Genomic DNA, 18,752 nt, shown 5'->3' with positions numbered 1-18,752 from the left:
GCGGGATAAACGTTTTGGATGTCATTTAACCTGTGAAATTTTAGCTGCAGTAGTATTGTTACCCTATGCCATCTTTAATTGCATTGGTATTTAGAATACCTAGACAAAATCCATATATTCTTGAAAGAGGTTGAAAATTTATGTTCGTTTTAAACAAGTTCTTTAACATTTTACATTACAAAAAGATTGTGCCTGTAGTATTACTTTCATATGTATCACTTATAGGCTGTTCCAATAGTAACACTCAATCTGAATCACCTAAACAAACGAATCAAGCTAATCAAATTAAACAAGAAAATACAGGTAATCAATCTTTTGCTAAACTTGAAAAAGAATATGATGCTAAGCTTGGTATTTATGCACTGGACACAGGTACGAATCAAACTGTTGCTTATCATTCAGATGATCGTTTTGCATTTGCATCTACATCTAAATCATTAGCTGTGGGCGCTCTTTTACGCAAGAACTCATTAGAAGCTCTTGATCAAAGGATTACGTATACTCATGAAGATCTTTCTAATTATAATCCAATTACTGAAAAGCATGTTGATACAGGCATGACGTTAAAAGAACTTGCAGATGCTTCTGTTCGATATAGTGACAGCACAGCACATAATTTGATTCTTAAACAGTTAGGAGGGCCCTCTGAATTTGAAAAAATCTTGAGAGAAATGGGAGATACTGTTACTACTTCAGAACGATTTGAACCCGAATTAAATGAAGTGCATCCAGGAGAAACACATGATACCAGTACACCAGAAGCGATAGCTAAGACACTTCAATCATTTACATTAGGAACTGCACTTCCAATAGAAAAACGTGAACTATTAGTAGATTGGATGAAGAGAAATACAACTGGAGATAAATTGATTCGTGCGGGCGTACCAAAAGGATGGGAAGTAGCTGATAAAACAGGCGCGGGATCTTACGGAACAAGAAATGATATCGCAATTATTTGGCCACCAAATAAAAAGCCGATTGTTCTTGCTATACTTTCTAATCATGATAAAGAAGATGCTAAATACGATGATAAACTTATTGCAGACGCAACCAAAGTCGTGTTAAATACCTTAAAAGCTACGGAATAAATGATAATAGGTTAAAAGTTTTCTATTTTAGGCGGGTGTTTTCATCAACTAAAAATTTAATAGTGTCCCAAAAACGAAATTTGGTGCTAACTTGTAATAAAAAGCTCATTTTTATTGTTTGGGGATAAATCGTTCTTTAAGCTTGATGGCGATTTCGTGCTATCCCTAAACATCTGGACTTTAATAGCCAACTAAAAAATGCAAACAAAAAGACCTTTAATCAGTCGTTTTGTTTGCATTTCCTTTTTCTAAAACTACAGAAAAGATAAGTACTATAGTTAACACCATAATAAACCTTACTTCACTTCCGTCACTTACAAAAAATGAATACAAAGTATAAATTAAAATTAATATTCCATAAATAACTTTGTGCAATGAACTCCCCCCTTTTTGCCGTATATATTTTAGTGCAAAAATTTAATTCAAGCCCTATATCAAAATGAAAAGCACCTGTGATATACACAAAGTGCTTTTCTCTTGTCAATTTATCTATTTTCACTATATTTATCTATTTTCTTTTTATAACTCAAATTTCTTCGAATCGTACTTTTCTAGAGTTTGCTGTAATTCATTTTGTTCATATGGAATATGTTTATCTGTCTGTACATCTTCAACATTTTCTCCACCTGTTAATAATCTCCTGTACTTAAAAGAGTGCCCTGTTAATACTGTTGTAATCATTTTGTATTGCCCTCCTTTTGTTTGATTACTTGTATCATAAAACAAGTATCTGAAGTTGATATGTAGTCTATCTAGAGTGTATGTAAATTTAAAAAATCTCTAATAAAATGTTTATGTTGTAACGTTACCACCAAAACTAGTGCTTCAAACACCATGATTTGAAGAGATAGTCCCTCATGTTCTAGCCTCAATTCCTCCTACAGTTCTATATTCAGTAAAACTAGTTAATCCCTATAATATAAAAAGAGCACCACTTTTTGGATGCTCTTCGTTATAACTATATATTATTTAATTTCCTTCTTTTGTTGGTACCATTTTTCCTTCTTGAGAGTCTGTACCTTCTGTTCTTTCAACAGTTTTCGCATGTTCTGGTTTTTCAGGGGCTCCCATTTCAAATCCAGGTTGAGAATCTGTACCTTCTTTTGTTGGTACCATTTTTCCTTCTTGAGAACCTGTACCTTCTGTTCTTTCAACAGTTTTTGCTTCTCCTTTAGGAGTTGCTGGCACTGCATCTTTAGGTAAATCAAAGTTTTGTGAGAAAGACGTTGTTCCATCTGCACTCTGTGTAATTACTTGATTTGAACTATTTTCATTTGACTTTAAATTGTCCATTTTCGCATCATCTGCACCTACTGCACCTCCCGCTACCAATCCTGTACTTAAAAGTGCTCCTGCTAATAATGTTTTAATCATTTTTCATTACCTCCTGTTTATTTGTAATATTCATCAAAAAAGTATCTAGAGTTAATGTTTTAGTCATTATCTTTATCTACTTGCTTTTTGATTACATTTAGCATAAGACAAGAATCTATAGTTGATATGGACTGTATCTGGAGATTATGTAAAGAAAAATGGATGATCAATTGTATATCCTAATGGATGCTTAGACAAGATTGAAACTTTATATGAGTTTGAACAATTGAGTTCCCCTTTGTTTTTGGGTGTAAGGTTTTTAGCTGGAGTGGAATGAGGGACTAACCTTTTCTAATTTGAAAGCAAACTTTTTATTATTAGTTTACTTTCATATTTTCAACTCTTTTATTTTTCTATAATAAAAATAAAAGAGTAATCGCAAAGACTGCTCTTGTTTCTTTTTCTTCTCTTCTTTTTGAATTTCAGATACTGATTTTTCAGGTTTTTTTACAAGTTCCCCTAATTTTCCAGAACGTGAAAGTTTATCTTCAAAATTCTTCGTAGTACTAATACTAGCTGAGAAATTCAATTCTTTATCATTATTTATATATCCATCCACAGAAGGAACTCCCATCGGATTTACTTCATGTTTTGTGAAAGTAATCGATTGCACATCTTTAATATTATAACGAATATACTTTTCTACTCGTGCTTCCTGTACTTTCCAAAATTGTTCTTCTTTTTCTTTTTGTTTTAAGTATTCCATAGTAAAATACCCTCCTGCTATGAGCATCACAACAGATACAACCAAAATCATTACTTTCTTCATTGGAACTCCCCTTATATTCAAAGCTAGTTAACATATGCTCTTTCTAAAATAGGGTACAGAAGCCAAGAGTAGTTGCAAGAACTACTCTTGGTTTTTTGCTTTCTCCTCTTTTTCAATTTCGGATACTGACTTATCAGGTTTTTTTATCATTTCATCTAATTCTCCAGAACATCCAAAATCATCTTCAAAATTTTCCGTAGTACCTATACCAGCATCAAACCATAATGCCTTATCACCATTTATATACCCTCTTATATGAGGAATACCCATTGGACTTACCTTATGTTCTCTAAATGTAATCGATTTTACATCTTTAATATTATAGTGAATATACTTTTCTACTCGTTCTTTTTGCTCGTTCCAAAACTTTTCTTCAATTTCTTTTTGTTTTAAATATTCCATAGTAAAATATCCTCCTGCTATAATACAAATAATGGATAAAACAATTATCAATTTCTTTTTCATTTAAAATCCCCTTGCATTTGAATATAGTTAAAATATACCATGAAATGAGTTGAGACATATGAGTGAATTTAAAAAGAATCCAATTGCGACAGATGAAGATTATTTCAAACTATCAGATAACGTTTATAATAATGATTTTTTACATGAAAAGGCAAAAATCAAAGGATCTAATGGTCAAGAATGGAAAGTTATAGAAACGTTTAATGCAGATAAAGAAAAGGTAAAAAATGGATTACAAGCAATCGCTGTAGTGCCTGCAGATGAGTATAAACCAAATAAAAAACATTATGACAATGTAATCGTTGCATTCCGTGGTACTGAATTTGATAGATTCGATGGAGATAAAACTACAGATGTAGTTCAAATTACACTTGGACAGAAAAAGAACCTTGGTGTAGCAGGCGGAAAGGTAGCGACATCATTTGATAGTGCATTAGAATTTACAGAAAAAATTAAGAAAACATATAAACCAACTTCTATTCACACTACCGGACATAGTAAGGGAGCTGCGGAGGCTCAATATGTAGCAGCAGAAATGGATTGTTATGCAACAACATATGCTGCACCAAATATTTATAGATTACTAAGTGATAAAGCAAAAAAACGAGTAGATGAAGGCGTAATGGAAAATAAAGTAGTAGATTATACTCATAAAAAAGATGCTGTAGGAAATTTCGATCAATTTGGAGCACCTATGATTGGTAAACAATTTACAACGAAAAGTAATGGAACAGATGGTGTTCTCGCAGCGGTATTTATGGGACAACATCCAATGTCAACTTTTGGAGACATGTTCCACAATAATGGTAGTGTTCGACTAGAATTAGAACCAGATGATATCATTCGTCATGCAAAAGAGATACAAAAAATAAGTGATATATTATCTGATATTATTAGAAATATAGAAAGATTTCAACAACAAGAAGAGGAGGAAGTTGCGAAATTAAAGAGTCAATTGAAGCATGAGACAGGCCCTGGAGGAAAATATCATCTATTAGAAGAACATGAAGTAGATGAGGCAATTAGAGAGGTTGCGAAAATATCCCAAAATGGAAAAGATTATTTTCATGATGTACAACTAGCAGAAGAACTAATTCATCTTTTACGGAAAAAACAAAAAGAATTGATTCATTTTGGAGATGATATTGCTTATGCAGCCAATTCGTTACGAGATAAAGATAATCAATTAGGGACAAATTTTGAAGGACTGGCGGTGAGATAATACGATGGATTTTATAGGGGAAATTCAAAAAATAGAGAAAGAAATAGAGAAAGCTGCTGTAGGTACAGTTGGAACTATTATGGATGAGTTGCAAGCTGTTAAAAAGCAATTAGAAAAAGAAATGCAACAATCATTTTTAAAAACTGATGTAGCATTCAAAACAAATAGCATAGTAACAAGTCAAAAACATGCCATTCAAAAAAATAAAGAAGCCTTTCATGATGTATGCAAAAGTTTATCTGAACAAGGAATTGAATTAAACAAAAGTTTTGAAAGTAAAACGGGTAATGCAATAAAAGAAACATTACATAAACATCTCGATCAAATTCGGAATGAAATGATTTCTAAACAATATGATTTAATTAATAGTTGTGGAAAGAAATAAAAAAATAAAGAATTGCTATTATTATTTTAATCTATATGCATACAAAAAAGTCCTCTTATATAGGACTTTTTTGTTATTTCGAAAGTAAACTTTTCAATATTAGTTTGCATTCATTACCGCTAAATCATTGACTCCTCACTAAATAACCTGAAAGCCTCAGTTCACGAAACAAAAATATACATTCAAAACACTGTGAATAAAAGAGTCTAAAATCCATGAACAAAAAACCAAATCTCATTGATGTTCACCCCATCAGAAGTAAAGAACAGATTGAAGATATGAAATGGGTTCTCAAACGTCATTATTCTGAACGAGACTATATTCTCTCCCTTATTGGGATCCATACAGGATTCAGTGTCAGCGATTTACTCCAAATTCAAACAGAACCATAGTAAAGTTAAAACGGAAAAAGAGAAAAGAATTCAAAATCAAAGAGGTGGAAACGAAGAAAGAACGCATGATTAATCTTACTTCTATTTTTGATGAAGTCTATTCGTATACCAAACTCTAGAAAATACCTGGTTATTCCCATCCCGAAAAAGAGATCCATCCATTAGTAAGATCCAGGCTTATCGGCAATTACAAAAAGCCGGAGATTTTGCCGATATAGAATCCATCTGGACTCACACCTGCGGAAAACCTTCGGCTATTGGTTTTATAAACAAACATAAGAAATGTTCAATTAAAAGTTCGTTTTTTTCATGTAAAAAAACATTAGTAATTGGAATAGAACCATTATATTTTTTCAAAAAATCTATAAAATCAGTTGGTAATTTTATCTTACAATATTCCTCAAATGATTCAATTAATTCATCATTTGGTGATTGAAGTTTACTACCATTTTTAATCTTCATTTTGAATTTCATTCCAATATTCAGGAAAAAAACGAAGATTTCGCTTGTTTTGGAAGACCCCTACTTTTAACTTCTGCAACATATACTCCTACAGAATTTGGTTTCCTAATAATGTGAACTATCTCTCCACCCATCATCATATCTAAATACCTTTAGATTCTTTTGCAATGACTATTGCTGATAATTATCTAGGAAAAAAGACTTTAAAACCTGAGATAATGGGAGAAATATGAAATAATAGATAGAGCTGACTTCTATAAGAAGTCAGCTCTATCTATTATTTCAATTCTTTATTTTTTCCTTTTTTAAATTCTTTTTGTTTATCTAGCCAAATATGAATTAAATCTACTAATTCAATCGTTTCTATCTCACAAAAATCTCCCTTACCATCTTCAGCCAAATTGTCTAGGACAGTAGTTGTATCTTTCCGAATTTCTAAACCGCAAATGTTTCCATTTACTACTACGTAATTTTCTTTCCCATTTAAAACACTATGTATTTCTTCTAAAATCCAATCTCCAAACGCAGAAACTTCAACGCCTAAAAAAGTCTCAATAAGTTTAATTTCTTGAGGAAGCCTCATAACTAGTTTTCCATTGGTAAGTACTTCAAAGCTATATGGATATTTCATTACTATTGTACTCCTTTATACTAAAGATAAAATTTATTCCGATGGGAAAGCAGAGATAATTTTCCCATTCCCATCTATATACATGCTAATCCTTATACCCTCTGAACCTATTCCAGAATATGTGTTACCAAATTCATACGTTCTATTATTATATGCTTCATTTATATTATCTACAATCTTTTGTGGGCTCCAATCTTTAGGGAAAAATGTGGAAAATCCTCTATTTCCAGTTTTAGGGGTTCCATTTACTTCTACCCTAGCTTTATAGATGCCTTGATCATTTAATATCTCTTCTGTTCCGCTAATTATTTTTCCAGGTGTATTCTCCAATACTTCAGTATGATAACCCATTGCGTCACCACGCCAATTTATTTCACCCTCTAGGATATGTTTGAGTGTATTTGGTCTAAATTTTTCTGTATGTTGTAAATTAGATATAATTTCCCTATTAGAAAGTGAAGATGTATGATTTTCATCAACAAAATTACTCCCACCGGAATCACTTTCACCCCTAGCAAACTGATAGGTCGACAGCTTTTCTTCAGCTTTTTTAAAATCAGGCGTATCAGATCTAAATCGCAAACTATTTCCACCAGCAAAAGCAAAGCGATCTCCCAATTGTAAATTACTTGTAATATGTGAAATAGCTTGCGGAATCTTATTTTTTGCTAGTTTGGTCACTTTACCCACTTGACCTAATTTACTTGCTTTACTTAATCCTTTATCACCAATAAGTCCTACTCCAACTTGTGTTAAAGCATAACTTCCCCATTTAGCACGACTTTCAGCATCTCCATTTATTACATCATTAATAAATGAATCTGACAATACATTATACATCGTACTGAGGGTATCAATAGGATGCAACGCAGCATTCCCCATGTTTCCCCACGTTTCCCATTTACCAAGTGCCTTAAACCCTTCTATAGTATCTTCAACCGCTTCCCCTGCACCTTCTACAATACCGTCCCGAATTTTTTCGAAAGTAGATTTTTCAGGTAGCTTACCACACATTGCCCCTTCTTCACTTGAACTACTTTTCAGAAGATTTTCAGACTGACGTGCCCTCTCTTCTCCAATCGATTGGATAGAAGTTGTCCAATCCATATTCAACCCTTGTGTACTAAATGTGCCACTTGCGGGACTAAATCCTTTTCCACTTTGAACTTCCGCCAAACCCGTCGCAATGCTAGACGCTAGTTGGAGTGCAGTATCATAATTACTACTAGAAGTAAAATTAAATTCATATAGATGTTCTAATTTTTCTTGCAGTTTTTTCCTCATGACAGTAAAAAGATTCGCCATAGCGTCCATACCCGGGATTGGCATAGCTTGACTAATGGCTTCCATACTTGCTTTCATTCGGTCAATGTCCCGAATCTGTTCTAATATTTCTTGTTCAATAACATCAGCCTGAGCTACCTGTAATTGAAATTGACTTGGAAAAGCATCATTCTGACGGATTAATTCTTCACATAAATAAATGATTCCTTGCGCTAAAGGACGAAAGGTTTGAACAAAAAATGCTTTTGCACTACTATATGTTTGCCCTTGTAACACAGTATCAACTGCAAAAGCGTCAATCGACTGAATCGCTTGTTCCATGCCTTGAATAGTAGCGATACATACAGCATTCATGCTTTGAGTTTGGCTTTGTACTTCTCCGAAATACATATTTAAACTCATGCATTGACCTCCCTTGCTAATTTTTGTTGTTGATAGGAAAGGTCGTTTTCTAAATCACTAAGGTCTCGTCTTTCTTTAAGCAACGTTTCTTTTTTGTTTTCCAATTCAAATGTGACTTTTCTTTCAACATGTTGTGCATCTTGATATGTATTCATAAGAAACTGAGACATTTCTCTATCACCATGCCAAGTTCCTAAAATTCGATCAAACAAACGATGGCTTCGACCTCTCCATTCATAAAAATCCGCTTCCGCTTGCTCCTGAATGTGAATCGCGGATTGATTTCGGTCTTGTTCTTCAAATACACTTCTTAACTTTTGATTTACTTGATTAATTTGTTTTTCAATATCTTGACTCATCATATTCCTCCTACCATTTTACCTTTACGTAGGTTGTCACATTAGCGAAAAGTGTTGTGAAGTTCGTTATCCATTCTCTCAAACTCTTGGGCTACTGAATGAATATTATCGACCGCTTGTTGAAAGGCAGTGGAAAATTGTTTCGTAAAATCTAACATTTGTTGATTCGCTTCTTGTGCTTTGGAGTTAACAGATAGTGTTGTACGCGTCGCCTTTGTTATAGGACGATTTGTTGCACTTTGGATTATATCCGAAGCTGTTCTCATCTGCGTAGCAATTTGTTGTGCCTTTTGAAAATTACTTTGAAATTGTCCCATCACTCAAATCCTTTCTCTAATTTTCAGAACATGCCAAAGAAATCCCAATAAATATATGAAATTTCTCTATCAATATCACTCTTTTTAAACGTGTGTCCAGCTAAGCTGGGCACGCAATCAAATGAGCCATACATTATAAGCTGTATGGCTCATTTGAAATGCTTGTTATATAGAGTAAAACAATTTTTATTTCAAACCGAAATTACGTGATAATTCTTCATCATGAGAAGCAACAGCCTCTGCAGTTTTATTCAGCTGCATATTAATTTCTTGCAATAGCTGTGCAAAGCTTTGTACTTTTGGCTTTAATTCATTGAACTGTTGATCAAAACCTTCGAAAGCACGACCTTCCCATTCTCCTCTTAATTCATTTTGTAAGTTTTGTAATTGACGTAAAATATCCTCAATTTGATTTGCACCTTGTCCATATCGAGTCGCTTTTGATTTAAGCTCCTCTGGTGACATACGAATTTGTCCAGCCATTTTCATTTCCCCTTTAATACATAATAAGTAAAATATATTTTGGTTAATTTTACTAAAAATATTATAATGTATTATTTTGAACTTTTAAACGTTTTATCTTTCTATTGAATATTAGAATATTATCAATTCTAATCATTAAATATTCTACTTTTTCTTGCTTTACAAGATTTTATGCAAAAAAGAACACCAAAAGGCAGTCCCTCAAAACTCAATCCTATCCCGCACTTCACCGCTTTCTCATACAAATAATTCGCAACGATAATATCTACTACAGCCAAACCAACTGATTTGAAAATAGTAATCTCTTCGTCTAGGGGTAGCGTCCTATCTCCATCAACTTAAAAATTTAATAGTGTCCTCAAAACGGAATTTTGTGTTAACTTGTAACAAAAAAAGAGGAGCAATCTCCTCTTAATAAATAAACACTACTTAATTTGTTCCTTATACTCATGGTTAACAAGTACATACCATTTTCCTGTATCAAATTTTTCTTTATTAATCACGTAAACTTTACTTTCTCTCCTTACCTCCCCTGGTTTTAATTCCTTAGTAATAGTAGAGGTCTCGCCTTTTTCAACCCCATAACTACTAGCTGCCCACACATCACTTTGGTAAGCATTATCATTTTCATCCACTAAATCCACTGATGGTAAAACGGCTAATTTCATCGGTTCGTTTGTGATGTTTTTCCCTTCTGCTTCTACCACAATAAAGACATGTCCATCTTCAGGTTTTTGGAATCCTATACTTTCTTTACCAACCTTATCTCTTTCTACAACTCTTTTTACAGTTACATCAAATTTAGGTGTATGAAAATCCTTGTTTACAGCATACTCTTTTTCTTTTATTTTTGATTTCTCTTTTGTTTGTTCTGTATTTTTCTGCTTTGTATTCTCTTTCGTTTTCGCTTCATCAGTTGTTTGCACTTTCTTTTCTTCTTGTTTAGAATTGGTTTCTTTAGATTCTGAAGAAGTTTTGTCGGATGTATTGCCGCAACCAGATAAATTGAATACTAAAGCGCCACCTAAAATACATGTAGTAAATTTTTTCAACATCTCTTTTTATCCCCCAATAACACGATATGTAAATTCCTTACTTATCATAGCAAAAAATACCATCTTAAATTGTTGCATCTTGTCGAATGATTAAGAATAATCAAGTTACTCCACGTCCTCTTTTATTATAAAGGTAAATATAACGTCTATATTGGGGTAGCATCAACATAGACTTATATGCTCTATAAAACCTGCTATAATAGGTTTTTACACCCTTAGCGTACAATTTTTAACTTTCGGTAATGTGACCCCTATTTGAAGGATAATTGAAATATTAAGACGAACTGATAGAGGTGTTTGTGTGGAATTATTTGAGTATTATAAAAAGAAAGGGAAATTTAAATTTTTTATTGGAATTGGTGTTTTTATTTTGGCACTATGTGCTGTATATGAAAAGTGGGGACATATTAATTGGGGACAGTTTATTTTTATTGTTATAGTTTCGTTTGTTTTTTTAGGAATTGGTTTTTTGCAATTAAGAAAAGGGAAGTTATTAGAAAAAAATATTGTTAAAAATAGTATAACACTTTGGGATACTAATACTTTTGTATTATTAGAATTACCAGAAGGTAATAAACATTTCGGATTATATACTCCTGATGGAGCTTATGTAGCAGGAACAAAGCTAATTTCAACTGATATGATGACAGTATCTTCTTTAAAAAATAAACAAGTTGTTGGATTGGAAGCAAGTGATGGAGAAATTCTTGCATATTTTCATAGTGAAGTTGAAAATTATGATTGGGCTATTTATGATTCGAATTATAATTGTGTAGGTATGTTTAAAGAAAATATGATACAAGGATTTGGAATGGTACGTGGTTCTTTGATGAATGAAAAAGAGATAAAAATTTCTGAGATAGAAGTGGAATTTGATTTTTTTCGAAACTTCTTTTCATACAATGGATGATCGTATATTAATAAACTGCAAGAGGGGATATATGCCTTTAGAATGGAGTGAAAGATTTGGCTTAAATGTACCGATTATTAAATTAGGTAATAATATTTCTAATGCTGAAAAAATATTTGGTTTAGGTATTCTTCTTTATATTTTAGAAACAATTAAAGTAAGAAAAAGTAGGATTTTTAATGATTAGAATTAAATATTTATATTATGAAATTTATTGAATCTTTTATTAGAGATTACATCGACTAAAGTAAAAAAATGTATATTTTGGAATTAATTTGCGTTTACTTCTTAAAATTGATGAGCATTTGTTATGCCATAACCAACTGGAAATGGAAACGGCAAGCGAGTATACTCCGCTTGCCGTTTTTTCATAGCTTCGTATGTATTTGAATTCCTTTCGCTTTCTCTTCTTCACCCTTCACGCGTACAATTAAATCATACGATCCGGGTTTAGGCGCTTCAAAAGAAAGCAAACCTTCTTTTTGAGAAGTGACTTCTTCTTCATAAATGACCTTATCGTCTTTTGTGACTTGCAATAAAATCGTACCTTCTTCAACTGCTGCCTCATAAGGAATTTCCACATTTCCTTTTTCAGCTTTAAGCGTTTGTAAATCGTAATACCCCTGCAAAGAACCAATTGTTAAAGTCGTTTCGCCATTTTTTTGAACCTTTGTGACTTTTGTTGCTGTATTACATGCGCTTAACAATACAACAAGAGTGAAAATGAGAAATGAACGAAGCAATTTCATAGAGAGTCCCCTTCCTTTAAATATATTAAGGACAAAATATACAATCTAACACATCATTAAAATTATAGTTGAAAAATAAAGAGAAGTATATGATAGGAGATGCAAATATAGACAGTCGCTGACCATTAGTCTACAACTAATCCTAATCCCACACCCCCACACAAAAGAAAAAAGCACCAGGTCCCCCCGATGCTTCCCCCCCCCCTAAAACAAATGACAAGCCACCTCATGTCCCTTCGCAATCTCGACCATCTTCGGTACTTCCTGCGCGCATTTTTCAGTGGCGAATTTGCAGCGCGTTCTGAATTTGCAGCCGGATGGTGAGTTTAGTGGGCTTGGTACTTCTCCCTCTAGGATGATCCGTTCTTTGCCTGTGTTTGTTGGATCTGGTTCTGGCATGGATGAGAGTAGTGCTTGTGTGTATGGATGTGCCGGTTTTGTGTATAGGTCTTCGCTGTCGGCAATTTCTACTATGTTTCCTAAGTACATGACTCCAATTCGGTCTGATATGTGTCTTACCATGGATAGGTCATGGGCGATGAATAAGTATGTGACGCCTGTTTCTTCTTGAATATCTTGCAGCATGTTTACGACTTGTGCTTGGACTGAGACATCTAGTGCTGAGATTGGTTCGTCACATAGGATGAAGTCTGGTTTTACAGATAGTGCGCGCGCGATGCTTATGCGCTGTCTTTGGCCTCCGCTAAATTCGTGCGGGTAGCGATATAGGTGTTCTTCTTTTAGTCCTACTTTTTTGAGCAGGTCTAGAATGATTTCTTTTCTTTCTTCCGCTGTGTAAGAGCCATGAATGTTCATCGGTTCGCTAATAATTTGGAATACGTTCATTGTCGGGTTTAATGATGCGTATGGGTCTTGGAAAATGATTTGCATTCGTTTTCTGTATTCTTTTAGTTCACTTTCTTTTAGATCTGCGATATCTTTTCCGTCGAATAAGATGTTACCTGAAGTGACATCGTGTAAACGAATGATGCTTCTTCCTGTCGTTGATTTCCCGCAGCCGGATTCCCCTACTAGTCCGAATGTTTCACCCTTTTTAATTGTGAAGCTTAGGTCATCGACTGCTTTTAATTGCTCTGTTTTTCTGCCGAATAGTCCTTTTTTGATAGGAAAATACTTTTTTAAGTTCCGAACTTCAATTAAGTTTTCTTCATGCATGTGAATCACCTACCGCCCTATCGTTTAGCCAGCACATGGAGCGTCTTCCGTTTCCAATTTCAAAATATGGTGGACGTTCTTTTTCACAAATGTCCATTTTATGTGGGCAACGCTCTGCGAATGGGCATCCTTTCGGCGGGTGTAGTAAGTTTGGCGTTACACCTTGAATTGGTGCTAGTCTTTCTTTTACGCCGTTCGATATTTTTGGCAGAGAGTTTAATAACCCTTTCGTGTATGGATGATTCGGCGATTGAAAAATATCAAGTACATGTCCTTCTTCCATAATAAGCCCGCCGTACATAACGATGACGCGTGTACAGTTTTGCGCAACAATTCCAAGATCATGTGTAATAAGAAGTAACGACATATTCGTTTCGTTTTTTAAGTTTTTCATTAAATCTAGTATTTGCGCTTGTATCGTTACATCAAGCGCAGTCGTCGGTTCATCCGCAATGAGAAGGTCTGGATTACAAGACATTGCCATTGCGATCATAACCCGCTGCTTCATACCGCCGCTTAGTTCATGCGGATATTGTTTTACCCTTTCTTCCGGTGAAGAAAGACCGACTTGTTTTAGTAAGTTGAACGCGATATTTTGTGCTTCTTTCTTTTTCACTTTTTGATGCCTTATAATTACTTCTGTCATTTGCTTACCAATTTTCACAACTGGATTTAATGCCGACATTGGATCTTGGGAAATAAGTGAAATTTGATTTCCTCTAATAGAGCGTAATTCTTTCTCCGATTTAGAAAGCACGTTTTCATTTTGAAAAAGAATCTCTCCTTCTTTCACTTTCCCTGGCGACGTAACGAGAGCCATAACCGATTTCGCCATAACGCTCTTTCCGCTTCCCGATTCGCCAACAATCCCAACGACTTCACCCTTTTTCAAACTAAATGAAACGCCGCGAACAGCTTCTACTTCGCCGTCTTCTATGAAAAAAGAAGTCTTTAAGTTTTTCACTTCTAATAGTTTTTCAGACACGCTTTTCACTCCCCCTCACTTAAAACATTAGTTCTCATGATGAGCCCCTTTTGGTGCGAAAGCTTTTTTCAACGCTTCACCGATTACGTTAAAACTTAGTACAGTTAATAAAATAAGGAACCCTGGGAAGAGTGTTAAATACCAAGCTTCACCTATGTATCCTTGCGCATTGTTCAGCATGCTGCCCCAAGAAGAATCTGGTTCTCTAATACCTAACCCTAAGAAGCTAAGTGATGATTCCATTAAAATCGATGTCGCAATTGTTAATGTCGCTGCGATTATAATGGTTGATAAAATGTTCGGAATGATGTGTCTTACAATAATCATCAATGATTTTTGTCCCGACACTTTTGCGTATAAAACGTACTCACGCTCTTTTACAGATAACGTTTCTGCCCTTACGATACGCGCGGTATCCATCCACGTTAATAATCCGATAATAAGAACAAGCGTTGTAATTCCTGGTTTTAAATACGCATTTAATAGTAGCATTAAGAAGAATGATGGAATCGACATAAGAACTTCAACAATTCGCATTAAGAAGTTGTCTAACTTTCCGCCAAAATATCCGCTAATTGTTCCTACTGCGGTCCCGATTGTAATGGAAACAACCATCGCTAGAAAACCAACAGCAAGGGAAACTCGTCCGCCATATAACGCTCTCGTTAAGTAATCCCTTCCGTAATCATCTGTGCCGAACGGATGACTCATACTCGGTTCTTGTAAACGATCTGGAATCGACATTTTACTAGGATCGTACGGTGATACGAATGCGAAAAGAGACGCGATTGTTAAAACACCCAGTATAATAACTCCCATTACTACAAACTTATTTTTTGTAAAACTATTTTTTATCGTTTGAAATCTCCTATTGTTCATTCCAAATCACCCCCTCATTCGAATGCGCGGATCTACAACGCCATATAAAATATCAGCAATTAAATTACCGAGAATTAACATGAACGATGATAATAATGTGATTGCCATAATAATCGGATAATCAAACCTAAAAATAGCATTTACCCCGAGTGAACCAAGTCCCGGCCATGAGAATACTGTTTCCGTAATAAAAGCTCCGCCTACTAAACTCGGAATAGATAATCCGAAAATTGTAATGATCGGTATTAATACGTTTCGAAGTACGTGATTAAATAAAACTGTTTTCTGTGAAGCACCGTACGCATATTGAATTTGTACGTAATCTTCTTCTAATTGCTGAATTGTACTTGAGCGAATATATCTCATATAGACAGAGATGTTTTGGAACGCTAGCACCATGCAAGGTAAAATACCGTGCTGGACAATATCCCAGAAGGAATCTTGACCGACTGTGCGCATACCCATACTCGGAAGCATGTTCAACTTTAAAGAGAATAAGTAGATTAATAGTAACGCGAACCAAAAAACTGGCATTGAGATTCCCACATAGGAGATGAAGTTCACAATGCGGTCAAAGAACGAGTTCTTTTTCACACCTGTAAATAATCCAAGCGGGATTGCGATTACAAATGAGACGAGTAAAGATGATCCCATTAACCCGATTGTTGCGGGTAATCTTTCTGTAATAAGTTCTAAAACAGGACGATGGTTTTGAAGTGAGTACCCAAAATTCCCTGTTAAAATATTTTTTAACCATAAAAAATATTGCACGTAAATCGGCTGATCTAGTCCTAAACTTTTGCGAATACGTTCAACGTCAATCGGACTCATATTCGGCGTTACAAAGTTTCGAACGGGATCGCCCGGTGCTAGTTTTATTAATAGAAAAGAAATAATAGAAATAACAAATAAAAGCGGAATCGCATTTAAAAGCCTCTTTGCAATTACTTTATACACAAACTTCCCCCCTCAAGATAAAGTGAAACTTTAATCAGCCCTACTCCCGCCTAACTTCCTCGCATTCACCAAGTTTTGAGGTGGGAGTCTTACTGCCCATTAAAGCGGGATAAAGAAGCTGATTTCCACCAGCTTCTTTACAGTTTCTTATTTCACTTCATAAATTTTCGATAGATCTTCAAACATTGTAACTGGAATTGCTTTTGCTTCTTTTAACCCATCAAACTTTTTATCTACTGCAATAACTGCTTTCGGATATGCGATTGGTAGATAAGGTAAGTCTTCTCTAGCTGTCTCTTGAATTTTATGGTATAGTTCTGCGCGTTTCGTTTTATCTGTTTCAACTGCAGCTTCTTCCCATAATTTATCGAAATCAGCGTTTTTATAACGTGCGTAATTGTATTCAGCATTACTTAAGAATAAGCTCTTATATGAATCTGGCTCTGGTCCCATTATGTAACCACCGAATGTAATGTCATATTCTTTATTCTCTTTATCTAAGCCTTTTTCACTTGCTGCACTAGCATCTAATGCATTCAGTTCAACTTGTAAGCCAACTTCTTGTAATTTTTGCTGTGTATAAAGTGCTAGACTTTCCATGATTTTATTATTCGTTACATACATAACGCGGATTTTTTCTTTATCTTTCACACCAGCTTTTGCTAATAAATCTTTCGCTTCTTTTTGATCATACTTATACTCTTTAATATCTTTCGCATAATACATAGCGTCTGGCGTTAAGATTGAATTTGCCGGTTCTGCAAATTGACTAGAAACGAACGCTGAGTTAATCATTTCTTTCTTATCTAATGCATGCGCAATTGCTTGGCGCACTTCTTTTTTCTTCATAAGATCTGTATTAAAGTTATAAGCTAAGTAGAATAATCTACCTTCAGGGAATGTCACCATTGAGAAGTTCCCAGTGCTATCTAATTTCTTAAAGTCTTGCGGTTCGATCATCTTCATATTAATTTGACCATTTTGCAATGAAACGTTTGCTGTATTACGGTCTTTTACAACGCGGTACACGACAGAATCTAATTTCGCTTTACCAGCAAAATAATCATCGAATCGCTCTAACGCAACATATTCATCTGATTTAAACTCTTTTAACTTAAATGGACCTGATCCTACAGGTTGTAGGTTTTTCTTACTCTTCACTAAATCTGCTTCACCTTCAAATACATGTTTCGGAATTGGGAAGAAATCGTTCATAACCCCTTCGAAAGATGCACTTACTTGTGGTAATACAAATTGAGTCGTTAGCTCATCCACTTTTTTCACCTCAAGCGGCTTTCCTTTAAAAATAAAGTTTTCACGGCTTGAACTATTTTGCTTCTCATCTAGAATAGATTTGAATGTAAATACAATATCATCTGATGTAATTTTCTTACCATCATGCCATTTCAAATTATCCTTTAATTTTAAAGTCCATGTTAATTGATCCTCTGAAGGCGTAAAGCTCTCAGCAAGAACAAACTTTTTCTTACCGTCTTCCATATGATACAGCGGTGCATATAAAGCTTGCTGTATCGTTAACGACACACGATCATTCGCATAAAGCGGGTTCATCGTATCTGGATTATCACTAACACCAACTGTTAACGTTCCTCCATCTTTCGGAGTCCCTGATTTACTAGTTCCTGCTTGCTTCGAAGAATCTTTCTCCCCTGAGCAAGCCGCTAATGCAATAAGTAATAGTAGGACAAATGGTAATGCAAACAACTTCTTCTTCATATTTCGACCCCTCTCGACTATTTACACCTATAAGAAAACTCGGAATTAATACCGAGTTTTCTTATAGGTTTTAAATTACCACTACCCGTATGTATTGTCAAACTTTTTCGCAAAGATAGACAGTTTGAAATCTATTAATGAATTCTTGCGATAAACTATATTTATGCGGGGGAGAAAATAAAAAGACCTCGAATAGATGGCCTCGTAAAATGCGTTGAAAAACTAGCAACCTACAGAAAGTTTCTCTGAAATGGTTGTTATATATAATTGAAAATGTAGAATGGGATTAAAGATAAAAAACACTTTTAGGAGGCTCTTATGACATTTGATGAATTGAAAAAAAACAAACCCACAACCCCATGGATTGAGAATGATGAAGATGGCGAGTTTTTCACTGAAGAAAATATAAGTGCAACAAATAAAGTTCTCGACACTTACATTAACAATTTAGAGCTATTGGGAGAGAATCCAACCGAAGTCAAAATAATGCAAGTCGTTAAAGAAGTAGTTGTTAATATAAATGAATTAAATGACGAACATGACTATTTTATCGAAACAATGGAAAGAGAAGATCTCTATGAATTTATCGATACAGCAGCACGAATAGCTGGCTTAGAATCCGAAGAAGATATAACAGAAGAATGACGGGAATGGTAAAAAAATCTGCATAC

22 protein-coding genes and 3 pseudogenes are annotated in these 18,752 nt (G+C 34.5%); 6 read left to right on the top strand and 19 right to left on the bottom strand.

The annotated features are described in order from the left end of the window. Positions 1-140 precede the first annotated feature (140 nt). Positions 141-1,088 carry a class A beta-lactamase BlaIII gene (gene blaIII, locus NSQ69_RS04870; RefSeq protein WP_078206473.1) on the top strand — a complete coding sequence of 316 codons (948 nt, stop codon included), beginning with the start codon at positions 141-143 and terminating at the stop codon, positions 1,086-1,088. A gap of 216 nt (positions 1,089-1,304) precedes the next feature. Here blaIII and NSQ69_RS04865 read toward each other — a convergent pair whose 3' ends face one another. The 5 genes from NSQ69_RS04865 to NSQ69_RS04845 form a co-directional block, all read right to left on the bottom strand. After that, a complete protein-coding gene (locus tag NSQ69_RS04865) occupies positions 1,305-1,463 on the bottom strand; it encodes a hypothetical protein (RefSeq protein WP_002087303.1) in 159 nt (52 codons plus the stop codon). Between the two features lie 144 nt (positions 1,464-1,607). After that, positions 1,608-1,769, bottom strand: a complete 162-nt coding sequence (locus tag NSQ69_RS04860) for a hypothetical protein (protein WP_002150223.1) — start codon at positions 1,767-1,769, stop codon at positions 1,608-1,610. Positions 1,770-2,057: 288 nt separating this feature from the next. Further along, positions 2,058-2,462 carry an alpha-ketoglutarate permease gene (locus tag NSQ69_RS04855; RefSeq protein WP_341098977.1) on the bottom strand — a complete coding sequence of 135 codons (405 nt, stop codon included), beginning with the start codon at positions 2,460-2,462 and terminating at the stop codon, positions 2,058-2,060. Positions 2,463-2,790: 328 nt separating this feature from the next. Further along, on the bottom strand, positions 2,791-3,231 hold the full coding sequence (locus NSQ69_RS04850) for a DUF1433 domain-containing protein (protein ID WP_341098976.1): 441 nt from the start codon (positions 3,229-3,231) through the stop codon (positions 2,791-2,793). An 81-nt stretch (positions 3,232-3,312) separates the two neighbouring features. Further along, on the bottom strand, positions 3,313-3,696 hold the full coding sequence (locus tag NSQ69_RS04845) for a DUF1433 domain-containing protein (protein ID WP_341098975.1): 384 nt from the start codon (positions 3,694-3,696) through the stop codon (positions 3,313-3,315). 58 nt (positions 3,697-3,754) lie between these two features. Between NSQ69_RS04845 and NSQ69_RS04840 the strand changes: the two genes are divergently transcribed. The 3 genes and pseudogenes from NSQ69_RS04840 to NSQ69_RS04830 form a co-directional block, all read left to right on the top strand. After that, complete coding sequence (locus NSQ69_RS04840) at positions 3,755-4,918, top strand: hypothetical protein (RefSeq protein WP_341098974.1); 1,164 nt, start codon at positions 3,755-3,757, stop codon at positions 4,916-4,918. 4 nt (positions 4,919-4,922) lie between these two features. Then, entirely contained in the window at positions 4,923-5,303 is a 381-nt protein-coding gene (locus NSQ69_RS04835) for a hypothetical protein (protein WP_002169044.1), read from the top strand. Between the two features lie 215 nt (positions 5,304-5,518). After that, positions 5,519-5,971, top strand: a pseudogene (locus tag NSQ69_RS04830) (tyrosine-type recombinase/integrase); the annotation flags it as partial. Positions 5,972-6,022: 51 nt separating this feature from the next. On the opposite strand, the pseudogene NSQ69_RS04825 reads toward NSQ69_RS04830, so the two are convergent. The 8 genes and pseudogenes from NSQ69_RS04825 to NSQ69_RS04790 form a co-directional block, all read right to left on the bottom strand. Then, positions 6,023-6,157: pseudogene (locus NSQ69_RS04825) on the bottom strand (SMI1/KNR4 family protein); the annotation flags it as partial. 277 nt (positions 6,158-6,434) lie between these two features. Continuing rightward, entirely contained in the window at positions 6,435-6,788 is a 354-nt protein-coding gene (locus NSQ69_RS04820; protein WP_000877044.1) for a type II toxin-antitoxin system toxin, read from the bottom strand. A 33-nt stretch (positions 6,789-6,821) separates the two neighbouring features. Further along, positions 6,822-8,474, bottom strand: coding sequence for an EndoU domain-containing protein (locus NSQ69_RS04815; RefSeq protein WP_341098973.1), 1,653 nt, complete (start codon positions 8,472-8,474; stop codon positions 6,822-6,824). Further along, a complete protein-coding gene (locus NSQ69_RS04810; RefSeq protein WP_002166286.1) occupies positions 8,471-8,833 on the bottom strand; it encodes a DUF3958 family protein in 363 nt (120 codons plus the stop codon). The genes NSQ69_RS04815 and NSQ69_RS04810 overlap by 4 nt, the downstream gene beginning before the upstream one ends. Before the next feature lie 41 nt (positions 8,834-8,874). Continuing rightward, positions 8,875-9,150: a TIGR04197 family type VII secretion effector gene (locus NSQ69_RS04805; RefSeq protein WP_002125601.1), complete on the bottom strand. Its 276-nt coding sequence runs from the start codon at positions 9,148-9,150 to the stop codon at positions 8,875-8,877. Between the two features lie 186 nt (positions 9,151-9,336). Next, entirely contained in the window at positions 9,337-9,633 is a 297-nt protein-coding gene (locus NSQ69_RS04800) for a WXG100 family type VII secretion target (RefSeq protein WP_002125598.1), read from the bottom strand. A 128-nt stretch (positions 9,634-9,761) separates the two neighbouring features. Next, positions 9,762-9,935: an ornithine cyclodeaminase gene (locus tag NSQ69_RS04795; protein WP_341099858.1), complete on the bottom strand. Its 174-nt coding sequence runs from the start codon at positions 9,933-9,935 to the stop codon at positions 9,762-9,764. 123 nt (positions 9,936-10,058) lie between these two features. Beyond that, the gene (locus tag NSQ69_RS04790) at positions 10,059-10,688 is read right to left on the bottom strand and encodes a hypothetical protein (protein WP_002069205.1); all 630 of its coding nucleotides are present in this window, start codon (positions 10,686-10,688) and stop codon (positions 10,059-10,061) included. 301 nt (positions 10,689-10,989) lie between these two features. Between NSQ69_RS04790 and NSQ69_RS04785 the strand changes: the two are divergent. Then, positions 10,990-11,785, top strand: a pseudogene (locus NSQ69_RS04785) (ABC transporter ATP-binding protein). Between the two features lie 181 nt (positions 11,786-11,966). Here NSQ69_RS04785 and NSQ69_RS04780 read toward each other — a convergent pair. The 6 genes from NSQ69_RS04780 to NSQ69_RS04755 all read right to left on the bottom strand — a co-directional run bounded on the left by NSQ69_RS04780 (position 11,967) and on the right by NSQ69_RS04755 (position 18,081). After that, complete coding sequence (locus NSQ69_RS04780; protein WP_002114740.1) at positions 11,967-12,347, bottom strand: BA_1872 family lipoprotein; 381 nt, start codon at positions 12,345-12,347, stop codon at positions 11,967-11,969. 204 nt (positions 12,348-12,551) lie between these two features. Next, the gene (locus tag NSQ69_RS04775; protein ID WP_016119685.1) at positions 12,552-13,523 is read right to left on the bottom strand and encodes an ABC transporter ATP-binding protein; all 972 of its coding nucleotides are present in this window, start codon (positions 13,521-13,523) and stop codon (positions 12,552-12,554) included. Next, positions 13,516-14,508 (bottom strand): ABC transporter ATP-binding protein, encoded by a 993-nt coding sequence (locus NSQ69_RS04770; protein WP_341098972.1) that lies wholly within the window; start codon positions 14,506-14,508, stop codon positions 13,516-13,518. Before NSQ69_RS04770 ends, NSQ69_RS04775 begins: the two co-directional genes overlap by 8 nt. Before the next feature lie 27 nt (positions 14,509-14,535). Continuing rightward, a complete protein-coding gene (locus tag NSQ69_RS04765; protein ID WP_002035185.1) occupies positions 14,536-15,387 on the bottom strand; it encodes an ABC transporter permease in 852 nt (283 codons plus the stop codon). A 6-nt stretch (positions 15,388-15,393) separates the two neighbouring features. After that, on the bottom strand, positions 15,394-16,344 hold the full coding sequence (locus NSQ69_RS04760) for an ABC transporter permease (protein WP_002035186.1): 951 nt from the start codon (positions 16,342-16,344) through the stop codon (positions 15,394-15,396). A 147-nt stretch (positions 16,345-16,491) separates the two neighbouring features. Beyond that, positions 16,492-18,081, bottom strand: a complete 1,590-nt coding sequence (locus tag NSQ69_RS04755; protein ID WP_002169053.1) for an ABC transporter substrate-binding protein — start codon at positions 18,079-18,081, stop codon at positions 16,492-16,494. Positions 18,082-18,399: 318 nt separating this feature from the next. On the opposite strand from NSQ69_RS04755, the gene NSQ69_RS04750 reads away from it, so the two are divergent. Continuing rightward, the gene (locus NSQ69_RS04750; RefSeq protein WP_341098971.1) at positions 18,400-18,726 is read left to right on the top strand and encodes a hypothetical protein; all 327 of its coding nucleotides are present in this window, start codon (positions 18,400-18,402) and stop codon (positions 18,724-18,726) included. Positions 18,727-18,752: the final 26 nt, after the last annotated feature.

The sequence above is a fragment of the Bacillus sp. FSL R10-2201 genome (genome assembly GCF_038008665.1).
GTDB lineage: Bacteria > Bacillota > Bacilli > Bacillales > Bacillaceae_G > Bacillus_A > Bacillus_A mycoides.
The sequence above is the reverse complement of the archived record's forward strand: the minus strand, read 5'-3'. Positions and strand labels throughout refer to the sequence as shown.